Annotated in this window: 17 protein-coding genes; 4 read left to right on the plus strand and 13 right to left on the minus strand. The window is 74.2% G+C overall.

The features are described from left to right. Window positions 1-46 precede the first annotated feature (46 nt). The 3 genes from AB0G32_RS03405 to AB0G32_RS03415 all read right to left on the minus strand — a co-directional run bounded on the left by AB0G32_RS03405 (window position 47) and on the right by AB0G32_RS03415 (window position 2,783). A complete protein-coding gene (locus AB0G32_RS03405) occupies window positions 47-403 on the minus strand; it encodes a YciI family protein (protein ID WP_361157485.1) in 357 nt (118 codons plus the stop codon). Between the two features lie 117 nt (window positions 404-520). Further along, a complete protein-coding gene (locus AB0G32_RS03410) occupies window positions 521-1,531 on the minus strand; it encodes an LCP family protein (RefSeq protein ID WP_361157488.1) in 1,011 nt (336 codons plus the stop codon). A 193-nt stretch (window positions 1,532-1,724) separates the two neighbouring features. Further along, entirely contained in the window at window positions 1,725-2,783 is a 1,059-nt protein-coding gene (locus AB0G32_RS03415; RefSeq protein WP_361157491.1) for a LacI family DNA-binding transcriptional regulator, read from the minus strand. A gap of 159 nt (window positions 2,784-2,942) precedes the next feature. Between AB0G32_RS03415 and AB0G32_RS03420 the strand changes: the two genes are divergently transcribed. Continuing rightward, window positions 2,943-5,255, plus strand: a complete 2,313-nt coding sequence (locus AB0G32_RS03420) for a glycoside hydrolase family 3 N-terminal domain-containing protein (protein ID WP_361157494.1) — start codon at window positions 2,943-2,945, stop codon at window positions 5,253-5,255. Window positions 5,256-5,317: 62 nt separating this feature from the next. Here the strand turns inward: AB0G32_RS03420 and AB0G32_RS03425 are convergent, their stop codons facing one another. The 4 genes from AB0G32_RS03425 to tsaB are packed head-to-tail and all read right to left on the minus strand — an operon-like array spanning window position 5,318 to window position 7,911. Further along, complete coding sequence (locus AB0G32_RS03425) at window positions 5,318-5,575, minus strand: hypothetical protein (RefSeq protein WP_361157497.1); 258 nt, start codon at window positions 5,573-5,575, stop codon at window positions 5,318-5,320. After that, window positions 5,572-6,675, minus strand: a complete 1,104-nt coding sequence (gene tsaD / locus AB0G32_RS03430; RefSeq protein ID WP_361157499.1) for a tRNA (adenosine(37)-N6)-threonylcarbamoyltransferase complex transferase subunit TsaD — start codon at window positions 6,673-6,675, stop codon at window positions 5,572-5,574. Before tsaD ends, AB0G32_RS03425 begins: the two co-directional genes overlap by 4 nt. Next, window positions 6,668-7,210 carry a ribosomal protein S18-alanine N-acetyltransferase gene (gene rimI, locus AB0G32_RS03435; RefSeq protein WP_361158223.1) on the minus strand — a complete coding sequence of 181 codons (543 nt, stop codon included), beginning with the start codon at window positions 7,208-7,210 and terminating at the stop codon, window positions 6,668-6,670. The genes tsaD and rimI overlap by 8 nt, the downstream gene beginning before the upstream one ends. 47 nt (window positions 7,211-7,257) lie before the next feature. Continuing rightward, window positions 7,258-7,911, minus strand: coding sequence for a tRNA (adenosine(37)-N6)-threonylcarbamoyltransferase complex dimerization subunit type 1 TsaB (tsaB, locus tag AB0G32_RS03440; RefSeq protein ID WP_361157502.1), 654 nt, complete (start codon window positions 7,909-7,911; stop codon window positions 7,258-7,260). A gap of 122 nt (window positions 7,912-8,033) precedes the next feature. On the opposite strand from tsaB, the gene AB0G32_RS03445 reads away from it, so the two are divergent. Then, on the plus strand, window positions 8,034-8,591 hold the full coding sequence (locus AB0G32_RS03445) for a hypothetical protein (RefSeq protein WP_361157504.1): 558 nt from the start codon (window positions 8,034-8,036) through the stop codon (window positions 8,589-8,591). Between the two features lie 20 nt (window positions 8,592-8,611). Here AB0G32_RS03445 and AB0G32_RS03450 read toward each other — a convergent pair whose 3' ends face one another. From AB0G32_RS03450 to AB0G32_RS03475, 6 genes are all read right to left on the minus strand, one after another. Further along, entirely contained in the window at window positions 8,612-8,770 is a 159-nt protein-coding gene (locus AB0G32_RS03450) for a hypothetical protein (protein ID WP_361157507.1), read from the minus strand. A gap of 149 nt (window positions 8,771-8,919) precedes the next feature. Continuing rightward, window positions 8,920-9,399 carry a tRNA (adenosine(37)-N6)-threonylcarbamoyltransferase complex ATPase subunit type 1 TsaE gene (gene tsaE, locus AB0G32_RS03455; RefSeq protein ID WP_361157509.1) on the minus strand — a complete coding sequence of 160 codons (480 nt, stop codon included), beginning with the start codon at window positions 9,397-9,399 and terminating at the stop codon, window positions 8,920-8,922. A gap of 88 nt (window positions 9,400-9,487) precedes the next feature. Beyond that, window positions 9,488-10,714: an alpha/beta hydrolase gene (locus AB0G32_RS03460; protein ID WP_361157512.1), complete on the minus strand. Its 1,227-nt coding sequence runs from the start codon at window positions 10,712-10,714 to the stop codon at window positions 9,488-9,490. 41 nt (window positions 10,715-10,755) lie between these two features. Further along, a complete protein-coding gene (gene alr, locus AB0G32_RS03465; RefSeq protein WP_361157514.1) occupies window positions 10,756-11,934 on the minus strand; it encodes an alanine racemase in 1,179 nt (392 codons plus the stop codon). 227 nt (window positions 11,935-12,161) lie between these two features. Further along, window positions 12,162-13,619, minus strand: a complete 1,458-nt coding sequence (locus AB0G32_RS03470) for an NAD(P)H-hydrate dehydratase (protein ID WP_361157517.1) — start codon at window positions 13,617-13,619, stop codon at window positions 12,162-12,164. 74 nt (window positions 13,620-13,693) lie between these two features. Further along, entirely contained in the window at window positions 13,694-14,809 is a 1,116-nt protein-coding gene (locus tag AB0G32_RS03475) for an NAD(P)/FAD-dependent oxidoreductase (protein WP_361157520.1), read from the minus strand. A gap of 113 nt (window positions 14,810-14,922) precedes the next feature. Between AB0G32_RS03475 and AB0G32_RS03480 the strand changes: the two genes are divergently transcribed. After that, window positions 14,923-15,609: a TetR/AcrR family transcriptional regulator gene (locus AB0G32_RS03480; protein ID WP_361157523.1), complete on the plus strand. Its 687-nt coding sequence runs from the start codon at window positions 14,923-14,925 to the stop codon at window positions 15,607-15,609. Window positions 15,610-15,612: 3 nt separating this feature from the next. Beyond that, window positions 15,613-16,215, plus strand: a complete 603-nt coding sequence (locus tag AB0G32_RS03485; RefSeq protein ID WP_361157526.1) for an XRE family transcriptional regulator — start codon at window positions 15,613-15,615, stop codon at window positions 16,213-16,215. Window positions 16,216-16,230: the final 15 nt, after the last annotated feature.

Consider the following 16,230-nt stretch of genomic DNA (forward strand, 5'->3'; position numbering starts at 1 on the left):
AGCTCCCATGCAACACCGTGGGCCGCCCCCGGCCAACCGCCGGCGGTCAGTCGCCGAGGATCTCCCGGACCTCACAGGTGATCGTCCAGTGCTCCTCGTGGGTCTTCAGGAACCGCTTGACCCACTCGACCGCCTCGGCCTGGTCCTTGGCCTGGAGCATCGCGTACCCGCCGATGACCTCCTTGGTCTCGGTGAACGGGCCGTCCGTGACGGAGAGCTGTCCGCCGGAGTAGTGGACCCGGGCGCCCTGGGCGGTGGGGGCCAGCCCGCCGTCGTCGAGGCGGACGCCGGCCTTCGTCATCTCCTCCAGCAACTTGCCCATGCGTTCGATCAGTTCGGGGCTGGGGCCCTCAGCGGGAACGTTGACCTCGTCGATGCGGATCAGCGACAGGAAGCGGGGCATGGTGACTCCTCGGGTTCGGCGGCCGGGTTCGTTCTCCGGCCTCTCACCCTGTATGTCGATCGGCGGACCGGCGGATCGACACGGTCACCGGAAAAAGTTTCCGGCTCTCGCCCGGCGCTACCGCAGCGACTCCCACAGCTCGCTCGCGTCCGGCTCGTCGGCGACCACCCGATTGGCGTCGGACGGGGCCTGCACCACCGGCATCGTCACCGTCTTCACCTCGTCCGCCGCGAGCCCGCCGATGCTCTGGCCCAGGCTCATCAGCTCGCTCAGCGAGTCCAGGCCGGTGTCGGTGGTGAGGCTGCCGGTGACGGCGTCGGCGACGTCGTAGAGCTGCGCGGGGTCGGTGAGCAGGTCGGTGTCGGAGATCTGCTCCAGCAGTGCCTTGACCAGTTTCTGCTGGAGTTCGATCCGGGCCAGGTCGCTGCCGTCGGCCAGGCCGTGCCGGGTGCGGGCCAGCCCGAGGGCCTGGGTGCCGTCGAGGTGGTGGGTGCCCGCCTTCAGGGTCAGGTGGCTCTGGTCGTCGTCTATGTCCTCGTCGGTGGTGACGGTGACCCCGCCGAGGGCGTCCACCAGCTTGGCGAAGCCGGCGAAGTCGATCTCGATGTAGTGGTCCATGCGGACGTTCGTCATGGCCTCGACCGTCTTCACCGCGCACACCGGACCGCCCACCGCGTAGGCGGTGTTGAACATCACCTGGTACGCCTCCGACGTCGACCCGCCGTCGTCCAGCGGGCAGGACGGGCGGGTGACGAGGGTGTCGCGCGGGATGCTGACGACGGTGGCGCTGGTGCGGCCGGCGTCGAGGTGGACCACCATCGCGGTGTCGGAGCGGGCCCCCTCGCTGTCGCCGCCGCCGAGTTCCTCGTTCGCCGCGCCGCTGCGCGAGTCCGAGCCGAGCACCAGGATGTTGAGCGGGCCGGTGTCCTGCGGGACGGCGGACGCCGACGCGGACGGCGTGGGCGTGGCGCGGGCCGGGCGGTCGTCGCCGAGCGCGCTGTTGATGTCGACGCCGGTGATGTTGTCGTTGAGGTGCCAGTAGACCCAGCCGGCCGCCGCGACGCCGAGCAGCAGGGCGCCCGCCAACGTGAGGCCGGCGGCCTTCAGCACTCTTGCCCGCCCGACCATGTGTCCGCCCCTGTCCCCAGCCCCTGGGATGTTCCCGCTTCAAGTACCCGCCGGGAAGAACGTAAGTCCGAATTATTGCGAGCGGCGACAGAGAGCGGCCTTTTCTGCGGAAAATCTCAGACTTCGGGGGATGGGGAGGGGCAGGGGGTGGTGCCGTCGAAAGTTTCGGCTCCGCACCCGACTGCTGCTTCCGCTACGCCCCCGTCGCCGGCGGCGCCCCCGTGCTGCTGCGCACCACCAGGCTGGTCGCCAGCTCCACCCGGGTCGCCGCCGCGCTGCCGCCCTCCCGGCCGAGGTCGAGCACCAGCCGGACCGCGGCCTCGGCCATCTCCGTCAGCGGCTGCCGTACGGTCGTCAGCGGCGGCCCCACCCAGCGGGCCACCGGCAGGTCGTCGAAGCCGACCACGCTCAGGTCCTCCGGGACCCGCAGCCCCAGCTCCCGGGCGGCCTCGTACAGGCCGAGCGCCTGGAGGTCGTTGCCGGCGAAGACCGCGGTCGGCCGGTCGGGGCGGCGCAGCAGGTCCAGGCCCTGGCGGTAGCCGGTCTCGTGATGGAAGTCGCCGGTACGGATCAGGGCCGGGTCGGCGGGCAGCCCGGCGGTCTCCAGGGCGGCCCGGTAGCCGTCGATCCGGGCCCGGCTGCACATCATCCGGGTCGGTCCGCTGATCGCGCCGATCCGGGTGTGGCCCAGTTCGACCAGGTGCCGGGTGGCGGCCAGTCCGCCCTGCCAGTTGGTGGCGCCGATGGACGGCACGTCGGCACCCGGGTCGCCCGCCGGATCCATCACCACGAACGGGATGGACCGGCTGGTCAGCAGTGCCCGCTGGGACTCGTCGAGGCCGGACAGGACCAGCACGACCCCGTGCGGCCGGCGGGCGGCGACCTGGTCGGCCCAGGTCCGCCCGGGGGTCAGCCGGCCCGCGCTCTCGGAGAGCACGACACTCAGACCCGCGTCCCGCGCCACGTTCTCCACGCCCCGGATGACCTCCATCGCCCAGGCGCTCTCCAGTTCGTGGAAGACCAGGTCGATCAGGGGCGAGCGGGTGGCCTCGGCGCGCCGGCGCCGGTAGCCGTGGGCGCGCAGCAGCTCCTCCACCCGGGCCCGGGTGGCCGGGGCGACGTCGGCACGGCCGTTGAGCACCTTCGAAACAGTCGGCGCCGACACACCGGCCTCGCGGGCGATCTCGGCGAGGGTCGCGGTCTGCGAGGACCGCCCTCGCGTCCGGGTTTCAGCGGGCTGCGGGGATGTCATGGCGGCGATCGTATCCCTGCGGGCCCTCTTGACGAAGAGCGTGTGGGGCCATAGGTTCCCGGAACATTCGCTTATCACGTCGAAACATTCGTAGCCGACTAGCCGACTAGCCGACTAGCCGTACTTGCAGGAGCCTCGGATTTCCGGGACAGGAGTTCCATGACCACCGCGCCCTGGCGTGACCCCGCGCTGCCCGCCGCCGCCCGTGTCGACGACCTCCTGGCCCGGATGACCCTGGAGGAAAAGGCCGCCCAGCTGTACGGCGTGTGGGTGGGCGCCACGACGGACGGCGACGGCGTCGCCCCGCTCCAGCACCAGATGAGCGACGACGACCACGACTGGGACGAGCTGATCACCCGCGGCCTGGGACAGCTCACCCGCCCCTTCGGCACCGCCCCCGTCGACCCGGCGGCCGGCGCCCGCGCGCTGGCCACCACCCAGCGGCGGATCGTCGCGGCCGGCCGCTTCGGCGTCCCGGCGCTGGCCCACGAGGAGTGCCTGGCCGGCTTCACCGCCTGGCGGGCCACCGCCTACCCGGTGCCGCTGGCCTGGGGCGCCGCCTTCGACCCGGACCTGGTCGAGGAGATGGCCCGGCACATCGGCCGCGACCTGCGCTCGGTCGGCGTGCACCAGGGCCTCGCGCCGGTCCTGGACGTCGTACGCGATCCGCGCTGGGGCCGGGTGGAGGAGACCATCGGCGAGGACCCGTACCTGGTCGGCACGGTCGGCGCCGCCTATGTGCGGGGACTGGAGTCGGCCGGGATCGTCGCCACGCTCAAGCACTTCGCCGGGTACGCCTCCTCCGCCGGGGCGCGGAACCTGGCGCCGGTCCGGGCGGGGGTGCGCGAGTTCGCCGACGTCACCCTCCCGCCGTTCGAGATGGCCCTGCGCGAGGGCGGCGCCCGGTCGGTGATGGCGGCCTACACCGAGACCGACGGGGTGCCCGCCTCGGCCGACCCGGCGCTGCTGACCGGCCTGCTGCGCGAGGAGTGGGGCTTCACCGGCACGGTGGTCGCCGACTACTTCGGCGTCGGCTTCCTCCAGACCCTGCACCGCGTCGCCGGCACCTCCGCCGGGGCGGCGCACCTGGCCCTCGCGGCCGGCATCGACGTGGAACTGCCGACCGTCAAGTGCTACGGCACCCCGCTGCTGGAGGCGGTCCGGGCGGGTGAGGTGCCCGAGGCGCTCATCGAGCAGTCGGCGCGGCGGGTGCTGCGCCAGAAGTGCGAACTGGGTCTGCTGGACGCGGACTGGACCCCCGACCCGCCGGCCGGCCCCGGCCGCCCCGTCGACCTCGACTCCCCCGCCAACCGGGCCGTCGCCCGCCGGCTGGCCGAGGAGTCGGTGGTACTGCTGGACAACCCGGACGGCCTGCTGCCGCTGGCCCCCGACACCCGGATCGCGGTGGTCGGCCCGCGGGCCGCCGATGCGCTGGCGATGCTCGGCTGCTACTCCTTCCCCTCCCACGTCCTGCCCGGCCACCCGGACGTACCGGCCGGCATCGACATCCCGACCGTGCTGGACGCCCTGCGCGCCGAACTCCCGGACGCCAAGGTGACCTTCGCCGAGGGCTGCGACACCGCGGACCCGGACCCCTCGGGCTTCGCGGAGGCCGTAGCCCGGACCGCCGAGGCGGACGTCTGCGTGGCCGTACTGGGCGACCGGGCGGGCCTGTTCGGCCGGGGCACCTCCGGCGAGGGCTGCGACGCCAGCGACCTGCGACTGCCGGGGGTGCAGGGCGCGCTGCTGGACGCGCTGGTCGCCACCGGCGTCCCGGTCGTCCTGGTGCTGCTCACCGGCCGCCCGTACGCGCTGGGCCGCTGGCACGGCCGGCTGGGCGCGGTGGTCCAGGCGTTCTTCCCCGGCGAGGAGGGCGGCCCGGCGGTGGCGGGCGTGCTGTCCGGGCGGGTCACCCCGTCGGGCCGCCTCCCGGTGAGCGTGCCGCGGCTGCCCGGCGGCCAGCCGTGGACCTACCTCCAGCCGCCGCTGGGCCTGGCCGGCGAGGTCAGCAACCTGGACCCGACGCCGCTGTACCCGTTCGGACACGGCCGCTCGTACACGACGTTCCGGTGGGAGGACCCGGCAGCGCGCGACGCGGAGATCGACACGGACGGGACGTACGACATCTCCGTCACCGTCCGCAACACCGGCGACCGCGCGGGCGCCGAGGTGGTGCAGCTCTACCTGCACGACCCGGTGGCGTCCGTGACCCGCCCCGACGTGCGCCTGATCGGCTACCGGCGGCTGGAACTGGCCCCGGACGAGGCCCGCCGGGTGACCTTCCGCTTCCACGCCGACCTGTCCGCGTTCACCGACCGCAGGGGCCGCCGCGTGGTCGAACCCGGCGCCCTGGAACTACGGCTGGCCGCCTCCAGCACCGACGTACGGCACACGGCACGGCTGACGCTGAGGGGGCCGGAGCGGGTGGTGGGGGCGGAGCGGGTGCTGCGCTGCGCGGCGGAGGTGTCCTGAGGGGCACGCGGCACGCGGCACGCAGGGAGCGGGCACGCGGGGCGGGCGGTCAGGGCGGGCGGTCAGTCCGTGTCCACCGACTCGAACCGCCACCGATGCACCGCCCGGGTGACCAGTTCGCCGGCCGGCTCCGGGAGTTCGGGCAGGTCGGCGTCGTACTGCGCGTCCCACCAGGTGATGACGAGGACCCGGTCCTGGGGGGCCCGGAAGGTCTCCCGGCGCAGTGGCTCGCGGGGCAGTTCCCGGCTCCGGGCCCAGCTGAGGAGTTCCGCGCCCCGGCCGGGGACCGCGCGGGCCTCCCACATCACGGCGACGGTCATGAGTAGAGGTTCTCCTTGCTGGCACCGGCCTCGTGCACATGGCCGTGGTCGTGCGAGTGGCCCGGGACGTGCGGGTCGGTGACGGGCAGGGACGAGTCCGCCGACAGGTCCCAGTCGGAGGCGGACCGGCCGCGGGCCACCATCTCGGCGCCGAGCGCCGCCACCATCGCGCCGTTGTCCGTGCACAGCTTGGGACGCGGTACCCGCAGCCGGATGCCGGCCGCCTCGCAGCGCTCCTGGGCCAGCGCGCGCAGCCGGGAGTTGGCGGCGACCCCGCCGCCGATCATCAGGTGGTCGACGCCCTCGTCCTTGCAGGCCCGTACCGCCTTGCGGGTCAGCACGTCGACGACCGCCTCCTGGAAGGAGGCCGCCACGTCGCGCACCGGCACGTCCTCCCCGGCCGCCCGCTTGGCCTCGATCCAGCGGGCCACGGACGTCTTCAGCCCGGAGAAGGAGAAGTCGTACGCCGGGTCGCGCGGCCCGGTCAGACCGCGCGGGAAGGCGATCGCGCCCGGGTCGCCCTCGCGGGCGTAACGGTCGATGACCGGGCCGCCGGGGAAGCCGAGGTCCATCACCCGGGCGATCTTGTCGAACGCCTCGCCGGCCGCGTCGTCGATGGTCGCGCCCAGCGGCCGTACGTCGGAGGTGATGTCGGAGGAGAGCAGCAGGGAGGAGTGGCCGCCGGAGACCAGCAGGGCCATGGTCGGCTCGGGCAGCGGGCCGTGTTCCAGCTGGTCGACGCAGATGTGGGAGGCGAGGTGGTTGACGCCGTAGAGCGGCTTGCCCAGCGCGTAGGCGTACGCCTTGGCCGCCGAGACGCCGACCAGCAGGGCGCCGGCCAGGCCCGGACCGGCGGTGACGGCGATGCCGTCCAGGTCCCGCGCGCTCACCCCGGCGTCCTTCAGCGCGCGCTGGATGGTGGGGACCATCGCCTCCAGGTGGGCGCGGCTCGCGACCTCCGGGACGACGCCGCCGAAGCGGGCGTGCTCGTCGACGCTGGAGGCGACCGCGTCGGCCAGCAGGGTGGTGCCGCGCACGACACCGACACCGGTCTCGTCGCAGGAGGTCTCGATCCCCAGCACCAGGGGTTCGTCAGCCATGGGTTTCAGTTCCTTGTACGGGAGTCGACGGATCGGGAGTCGCCGGATCGGAGGTCGACGGATCGGAGGTCGACGGCAGGGAGGTCGACGGATCGGTGAGGCGCATGACCAGGGCGTCCACGTTGCCCGGCTGGTAGTAGCCGCGCCGGACGCCGATGGCCGCGAAGCCGAAGCGCTCGTAGAGCCGCTGCGCCCGGATGTTGTCGACGCGGCACTCCAGCATGACCTCGGCGCACTCGAAGGCGGTGGCCGCGCGCAGCAGTTCGGTCAGCAGCCGGGAGCCGAGGCCGGTGCCCCACTGGTCGCGGGCGACGGCGATGGTCTGCACGTCGGCCTGGTCGCTGGAGGAGGCGACCAGACCGGCGTAGCCGACGATCCGGCCGCCGGCCGGCTCCTCGGCGACCAGGTAGCGGCGGGTCGCCGACGGGCCCCGGGCGTGCGCCAGTTCGGACCAGAACATGCCCCGGGACCAGGCGTCCTCCGGGAACAGCTCGCGTTCGAGCCGCAGCACCGGGTCGATGTCCCACCAGCGCATCTCGCGCAGCACGGCGGCCGAGGCCGCGGTCGCGCTCACGGGACCGGTCACTTGGGGGTGACCACCTTGTAGTTCTTGGGCACCTGGGCGTCGGGGCGGCGCAGATAGAGCGGCCGGGGCGCGGGCAGTTCCTCGCCCGCCGCCAGCTTCTCGGCGGCCAGCGCGGCGAGCGCCGCGGCGGAGACGTGCTCGGGTTCGTGGGCCTGCGGGAAGGTGTCCGGGTACAGCAGCGCGCCCGCGCCGACCGCCGGGAGCCCGGCGACCTGGTCCGCGATGTCGGCGGGGCGGTCGACGGCCGGGTCGGTGAGCCGGGTGCGGGAGTCGGCGTAGCGGGCCCAGTAGACCTCCTTGCGGCGGGCGTCGGTCGCCACCACGAAGGGACCCGCCAGGTCGGCGGCGTAGGCCAGGCCGTCCAGCGTGCACACCCCGTGCACGGGCACGCCGAGCGCGAGGCCGAAGGTGTCCGCGGTCATCAGGCCGACGCGCAGCCCGGTGTACGGTCCCGGACCGGTTCCGGCGACGATGCCGGTGACCGCGTCGAGCCGCAGCCCGGCCCCGGCCAGCAGCCGGTCCACGGCGGGCAGCAGCAGCTCACCGTGGCGGCGGGCGTCCACCTGGCTGGCGGAGGCGATGACGTCCGTGCCGTCGTGCAGCGCGACGGTGACGGCGGGAGTGGCGGTATCCAGAGCGAGCAAGAGCACACGAACAGCCTACGGCGGCCCGGACGGCCGTGTCGGCCGGCCCGGTCGGACGGTCACCGACTGCTACCGTCGCCTACGGTTCCAGTAACCCTTGCCCCCGTACGACGCCGAGGTGGTCACCCGTGCCCAGCAGCAGCTCCGCCATGGTCACCGGACTCACCGCGGCGGCCCTGGTCACGATCGGGGTCCTCGGCTACCAGGCGGCGGCGACCGTCCCGGCCGAGCTGGGCAAGCCGCGCGCCAGCGCCTCCCCCTCCCCCGGCCTGTCCAAGGCCCCGCGCGACAAGCGGCACCCCGACGCCCTGCCCGCCGGGTCCGGAACGGGTGAACGGGTGGTGTACTCGGTGGACGACGACCGCGTCTGGCTGGTCGGCGCGGGCGACCGGGTCCGGCGGACGTTCGAGGTCACGCCCAGCACGGTCGATCCGGCGCCGGGCACCTACGCGGTCACCTCCCGCTCCAACCGGATCACCGGCTCCGACGGCACCCCGGTCGAGCACGTGGTGCGCTTCACCAGCGTGGACGGGGTGGTCATCGGGTTCAGCGCGGCGGTGGACGACTCGGCGGCGGCGAAGGCCGCGCAGGGCTCGAAGACCGGCGGCATCCGGGAGTCGCGCGCGGACGGCGACGCGATGTGGGACTTCGCGACGATCGGGCAGAAGGTCGTGGTCGTCCGCTGAACGCCGCGCGGCGACCGGGCTCAGGCGGCGTCGCGGTGTTCCGCCGGCGTGGACTGCCGGGGCTCGGGGTCGGGTGCGCGCGGCGGCGTGGAGATGGTCCGAGCCGCGGCGCATGCGGCCAGCAGGTCACGCATCGGCACCTGGGGCACCTGGGGCACCTGGGTCTGCGAAGCCGACATGGTCGCCTCCTGAAGCTCGGGGGCGGCGTGGTTAGGCATGCCTAACCACGTACTGGATACCATGTGACCACGGGCAGCACGCGGAGCGCAATATGTTCCCGACGTGTTGTCGGGAAGTTGTCGAGGCAGTGATGGGTCGACTGGCCGGCTCAGGCGGTCAGGACGGTCAGGTCGGCCGCCGTCCAGCGGGCGCCGATCCCGGTCAGCGTCACGTGCCGCACCTCGTCGGTGGTGTCGCCGACGGCGCGGTGGATGACGAGCTGGAGCCGGTCGTCGGTCAGCTCCTCGACCTTGCCCTCGCCCCACTCCACGACGATCACGGAGTCCGGCAGCGAGACGTCCAGGTCCAGGTCCTCCATCTCGTCCAGACCGCCGGACAGCCGGTAGGCGTCGACGTGGACGAGCGGCGGGCCGTCGCCGAGGGAGGGGTGCACGCGGGCGATCACGAACGTCGGGGAGGTGACGGCGCCGCGCACGCCGAGGCCCTCGCCGAGCCCCCGGGTCAGCGTCGTCTTGCCGGCGCCCAGCTCGCCGCTGAGCATCACCAGGTCGCCGGGGCGCAGCAGCTTGGCCAGGCGGCGGCCCAGCTCGCGCATCTGCTCGGGGGAGTTGACGGTAGTTTCTGCCATCATCACTCACTTGCGGTAGTACAATGAATGCGCCCCGTGAGGGGTCGGTCCGGGCTGGACCGCAGCCGAAGGCTGGAAGCCGCCTCCATCAGGAGGGGGCGGAGTCACAGCCACTTACGGTAGCCGCAGTGGGCACCGCCCCCACGCGGACGAGCAGGTCGGCGAGGCGGTCGGTGACCTGCTCCGGATGCTCCAGCATCACCAGGTGCCCGGCGTCCGGTACGAGGACCAGTTCCGCGTCCGGCAGCTCGCCGGCGATGGCCTCGCTGTGCTCGCTGGGCGTCACCAGGTCCCGCACCCCGGCCAGCACCAGGACGGGTATGTCCCGGAAGTGGGCCAGGGCGGCGGTCTTGTCGTGGTCGTCGAAGGCCGGGTAGTACTCGGCGACGACGTCTATCGGCGTGGACTCGATCATGCGCTCGGCGAACCGGGCCACGGCCGGGTCGACGTCCCGCGCCGCGAACGAGTACCGCTTGATGATCCCGGCGAACAGGTCCGCCGTCGCCCGGCGCCCCTTCTCCACCAGCTCGGCCCGCTGCCCCAGCGCCCGCAGCACGCCCGGCAGTATCCGCCGCACCGCGTTCACCCCGGCCACCGGGAGCCCGAAGTTGACCTCGCCGAGCCGTCCCGACGAGGTGCCGACCAGCGCGACGCCGACCACCCGCTCGCGGATCAGCTCGGGGAACTCGTCGGCCAGGGCCATCACCGTCATCCCGCCCATCGAGTGCCCGACCAGCACGATCGGCCCCTCGGGCACGGTGGCGTCGATGACCGCCCTCAGGTCGCGGCCCAGCTCCTCGATGGTGACCGCCGCGCCGTCCCGCACCTGGGCGACGCCCCGCCCGGAACGGCCGTGGCTGCGCTGGTCCCAGTAGACGGACCGGACGACGCCGCGCAGGGCGGCCCGCTGGAAGTGCCAGGAGTCCTGGCTGAGGCAGTAGCCGTGGCAGAAGACGACGGTCACGGGCGCGGGGGCCTTGCGGCCGAAGAGCCGCCGGCGGCGCGGTGCGGTGCCGCCCTCCGGCTCCACTTCGTCGATCTCGTAGTACAGCTCGGTGCCGTCGTCGGCGTACGCCTGGCCGGGCATGCCGCGCAGCGCGCCGTACGGACCCGTCGAGTCCAGGGCGAGCCGGGCCTTGGCCCGCATGCCGCGGCCGACGGTGAGCCGCTCTATCGCGACACCGGCCGCCGCGCCCGCCGCGACGACGCCTATCGCGACGCCGGCTATGCCGGTCGCCCGGCGCCAGCCGCCGGCCGCGACGTCGGCGGCGGCCTCGGCGGCGGAGGCGACGGCCGCCGCGCTGCTCTCGCTCACGTACCGCTCCTTTTCGCCACCGGGTCACTCACCCGGGACACTCATTCGGAAGGACCGTTCAGATGGACGCGGGGGACGCGGGAGCCGACGCGGGTGACGATCTCGTACCCGATGGTGCCGGCCGCCTGCGCCCAGTCCTCGGCGGTGGGCTCGCCCCGGTCGCCCGGCCCGAACAGCACCGCCTCCGCGCCGGCCGCGGGCCGGTCGCCGCCGAGGTCGACCACGAACTGGTCCATCGCGATCCGGCCCGCCACCGTACGCCACTTGCCGTCCACCAGGACCGGGCCGGTGGACGAGGCGTGCCGCGGGACGCCGTCCGCGTAACCGAGCGGGACGAGGCCGAGGGTGGTCTCGCCGGGGGTCGTGTAGTGGTGCCCGTAGCTGACGCCGTGTCCGCCGGGGACGCCCTTGACCAGCGCGAGGGAGGCGGACAGCGTCATCACCGGGCGCAGGCCGTGGTCGGCGGGGGTGCCGAGTTCGGGGCTGGGCGAGAGGCCGTACAGCGCGATTCCGGTGCGTACGAGGTCGAAGTGGGCCTCGGGGAGGGTGAGGGTGGCCGGGGAGTTGGCGATGTGCCGCACCTCGGGGCGCACCCCGCGCGCCTCGGCGTACGCCGTCATCTCCCGGAAGAGGGTGAGCTGCGCGGCGATGGAGGGGTGGCCGGGCTCGTCGGCGCAGGCGAAGTGGGACCAGAGCCCGGTGATCCGGACCAGCCCCTCGCCCTCGGCGCGCAGCGCGGCGCCGACCAGCTCGTGCCAGTCCGGGCCGGGCGGGCAGCCGTTGCGCCCGAGTCCCGTGTCGGCCTTGAGCTGCACGCGGGCGGGCAGTCCGGCTCGGCGGGCGGCGTCCTCGGCCTCCCGCAGCGCCCACATCCCGCTGACCCCGACGTCGATCCCGGCCTCGATCGCCTCCTGCCAGGGCCCGCCGGGCGTCCACAGCCAGCACATGATCCGGACCTCGTCCGGCAGCCCCGCGCCGGCCCGCAGTGCGAGGGCCTCCTCTGGGGTGGCGGTACCGAGCCAGGTGGCACCGGCCGCGACCGCCGCCCGGGCGCACGGGATCGCCCCGTGGCCGTAGGCGTCGGCCTTCACCACGGCCATCAGCTCCGCCCCCGGCGCGAGCAGGCCGCGCAGGGTCCGCGCGTTGTGCCGCAACGCGGCCAGATCGATCTCGGCCCGGGCCCGCAGGGCGGCGCCCCGGCGGGCAGTTGTCTCACTCATCGTGGGGCCAGTGTCTCAGAGGGGCCGGACAGGGCGGCGGAGTGAGTCGCGGGGCACATGGCTGCGGGCGGGCGGGCCACAGTTGGTGCCAGTTGTGCCGCTGGGAGAGGCACCCCGCCGCGCCGGGCCTGCGCGGGCCACAGCCACGGGCAGTCGTGCCGCCGGGAGCGGCACCCCGCCGCGCCGGGCTGCGCAACGCCCCCCGGCCGGGCACCGACACCGTGCGCCTAACGATCCCGTACGTCCCGCCACACCTCAGGAACCGCCAACGCGATGTCATGCGCTCCGATCGGCGCCCCCCGCGCCGCGAACCTCCCCGCCAACCCGTGCAGATACGCCCCCACGCTCCCCGCGTCCACCGCCGACAACCCCGCCGCCAGCAACGACCCCGCCAGCCCGGACAGCACGTCCCCGCTCCCGGCCGTGGCCAGCCACCCCGTCCCGGTCCCATTGACCCGCACGGCACCGGAATCGGCACCGGAACCCGCCCCCGCCACCAACGTCGTAGACCCCTTCAACAGCACCGCCGCCCCGAACCGCCCCGCCAGCTCCCGCACCGCCGCCAACCGGGCCCCCTCGACCTCCTCCCGGCTCACCCCCAGCAGCGCCGCCGCCTCCCCGGCATGCGGCGTCATCAGCGTCGGCGCCGTCCGCGCCCGTACCGCCCCGGGCTCCGCCAGCCGCAGCCCGTCCGCGTCGATCAGCACCGGCACCTGAGCCGCGACCACCTCCGCCACGGTCGCGGCGTCGTCCCCGGCCCCCGGCCCGACCACCCACGCCTGCACCCGCCCCGCCCGCTTCGGCCCCTGGTCGGACACGAGCGTCTCGGGGAACCGGGCGACCACCGCGTCCCCGGCCGGCCCCACGTACCGGACCGCCCCCGCCCCGCCCCGCAGCGCACCCGACACCGCGAGCACCGCCGCCCCCGGGTACCGGGCCGACCCGGCGGCGATCCCCACCACTCCCCGCCGGTACTTGTCGCTCTCCGCCCCCGGCACCGGCAGCAACCGCGCCACCTCCGCGTGCTGCAACGCCTCCAGCGCCGGCACCTCCGGCAGCTCGAGCCCGATGTCGACGAGCCGCACCGACCCCGCGTACTCCCGCGCCGGATCGATCAGCAGCCCCGGCTTGTGCGCCCCGAAGGTCACCGTCAGATCCGCCCGGACGGCCGCGCCCCGCACCTCACCGGTGTCCGCGTCCACCCCGCTCGGCAGGTCCACCGCGACCACGGCGGCCCGGGCCCGCCGCGCCGCCTCGGCCAGTGGCACCGCCTCCTGCCGCAGCCCGCCCTTGCCGCCGATCCCGACGATGCCGTCGACCACCAGGTCGGCCCGTTCGATCAGCGCCGTGCCGGCCCCGGCGTCCGCCGTGCTCCCACCCGCCCGGCGCAATGCCGCGAGCCCTCCGGCGTGCGCCCGCTCGGGCGCGAGCAGCACGGCCGTCACCCCCGCCCCCCGCCGGGCCAGCCGCGCCCCGGCGTACAGGGCGTCGCCGCCGTTGTCGCCGCTGCCGACCAGCAGCACCACCCGGCTGCCGTACACCCGGCCGGGCGCCCGGCCGAGCAGTTCGGCGCAGGCGGCGGCGAGTCCGGCCGCCGCCCGTTGCATCAAGGCGCCTTCGGGCAGCCGCGCCATCGCCGCCCGCTCCGCCGTCCTGACCGTCTCCACGCTGTACGCAGTACGCATGCCGTGGAGTCTGCCCCTTGCACGCCGCCTCGTGTCAGGAGGCAAGGAGGCCAGGAGGTCAGCAGGGCAGAAGGTCAGGACGAGTGGCCGTCGGGTCCGGCGAACATGTCGAGCAGCCCGTACGGCGAGTCGGCACCGAACATCAGCTCGTGCAGCCGCCCCGCCTCGACCGCCTCGGCGGCGCTGCGCGCGAACATCTCCGCCTCGAACTCGGCGAGCGCGCCCTCGGTGTCGCCGGGCCGCGCGGCGAGCAGCTCACCGAGCCGGGCACCGTCGTACATGGCCAGGTTGGCGCCCTCTCCGGACGGGATCATGAGGTGCGCGGCGTCACCGAGCAGGGTCACCCCCGGCGTCCGCTCCCAGCGGTGCTCGCCCGGCAGCGTGTACAGCGGCCGGTGCACCGGCGCGGTCTCCCCGTCGGTGATCAGCGCGGTCAGCTCCAGTGCCCAGCCCTCGAACTCCGCCGTGATCCCATCGACGCCGGCGGTGTCGAACCACTCCAGCGGCTTGGTCAGCGCCACATACGTGTGCAGCGTGTCCCCGCTCTCCCGGTGGGCCGTGATGCCCTTGCCCGGCGCCAGCGCGTACATCGCCCCGCCGCCCACGGCCTTCGCGGCCTCGGGGTGCCGGGTGTCTGCCTCGTACAGATACGTCTCGACGAACGACGTGCCGGTGTACTCGGGGGTGGCACCGGACAGCAGCGGCCGCACCCGCGACCAGGCGCCGTCCGCGCCGATCAGCAGATCCGTGCCGACGCTCGTGCCGTCGGCGAAGTCCACCTGGTACCGCCCCGCGCCGACCGCCCGCGCGCCGGTCACTTTGTGCCCCCACCGCACGGTGCCCGCCGGCAGCGAGTCGAGCAGCAGCCGCCGCAGCTCACCACGCTGCACCTCGGGGCGTCCGCCGGTGCCGTCGTCGGGTTCGTCGAGCAGGACGGTCCCGTCCGGGGCGAGCGCCCGGGACGCCTGCCGGCCCTCCAGGACGAGCCCGCGGAACTCCTCGTAGAGGCCGGCCGCCTTGAGGGCGGGCTGCCCGTTGTTGTCGTGGATGTCGAGCATCCCGCCCTGCGCGCGGGCGGTCGGCGAGGCTTCCGCCTCGTAGACGGTGGCCGGGATGCCGTGCACGTGGAGGACCCGGGCGAGGGTCAGTCCCCCGAGTCCGGCGCCGATGATCGCGATGTCGGTGGTCATGGTCGTACCTCACAGTCTGGAATGCCGTTCCAACGAATGACTCCTACACTGGAACCTCGTTCCATAGTTGTCAAGCTGGAACGGGGTTCCAGCACCTGTGCCAAACTGGACCCATGGCAGCGACCAGGACCACCCGCCGCACCGAGCGACGTGAGAACCCGCTCTCCCGCGAGCGCATCGTCGAGGCCGCGATCGAACTGCTCGACGCGGCGGGCGAGGGCGGGCTCACCTTCCGTGCCCTGGCCGAACGCCTGGCCACCGGTCCCGGCGCGATCTACTGGCACGTCACCGGCAAGGACGAACTCCTGCACGCCGCGACCGACGCCGTGGTCACCGCCGCCCTGCCCCCCGCGACTGCCGGTGGCACCCCGCAGGACACCATCCGCGCCCTCGCGCTCGGGGTGTTCGACGCGATCGACGCCCATCCGTGGGTCGGCACGCAGCTCAGCAACTCCTCCATGGACGCGCCGATCCTGCGGCTCTTCGAAGGGCTCGGCCGCCAGGTCCAGGCGCTCGGCGTGCCCCGCACCGTCCAGTTCACGGCCGCGTCCGCGCTGCTGAACTACGTCGTCGGCGTGGCCGGGCAGAACGCGGCCAACGCCCGCGCGGTCGAGCCGGGCACCGACCGCACCGAGTTCCTGACCGCGATGGCACGCAGCTGGACGGAGCTGGACCCCGACGCGTACCCGTTCCTCCGGGACATCGCGGGCGACCTGCCGCACCACGACGACCGGGTGGAGTTCCTGGCCGGCATCGACCTCATCCTCACCGGCATCGCGCCCCGCGACCGACCCGCGTGACCCGTGAACGACCCGCGTGAGGAGACCGGCCCGGCAGCCGTGCTGTCCGCCCTTGGCCCCCGCCTGCGCACCCTGCGCCAGTCGCGCGGCATCACGCTCGCGCGGCTCAGCGCGACCACCGGCATCTCGGTGAGCACCCTGTCCCGGCTGGAGTCGGGACAACGCGAGCCGACGCTCCGCCATCTGCTGCCGCTGGCCGAGGCGTACCGCGTCTCACTGGACGAACTGGTCGGCTCCCGCACCGGTGACCCGCGGGTCCACCCGCAGCCCTTCCTCCGCCACGGCCAGACCTGGCTGCCGCTCACCCCGCACCTGGGCGGCCTGAACGCCTACAAGCAGATCCTCCCGGCCCCGGCCGCCCCGCGCACCACCCGCCCCGAGCAGGGCTCGCACGAGGGCTACGAGTGGCTGTACGTGCTCTCCGGCCGTCTGCTGCTCGCCCTCGGCGACCACGACGTGGTCCTCTCGGCGGGCGAGACGGCGGAGTTCGACACGCGCGTCCCGCACGGCATGGCCAACGCGGGCGACCGCCCGGTGGAGTGGATCGCGCTGTACGGCGCCCAGGGCGAGCGCATGCAGGTGCGGGTCCGCCCGAAGAAGGACTGACCACTCACCTGGACC

Source organism: Streptomyces sp. NPDC023723 (genome assembly GCF_040639815.1).
In the GTDB taxonomy this organism is placed as follows: domain Bacteria; phylum Actinomycetota; class Actinomycetes; order Streptomycetales; family Streptomycetaceae; genus Streptomyces.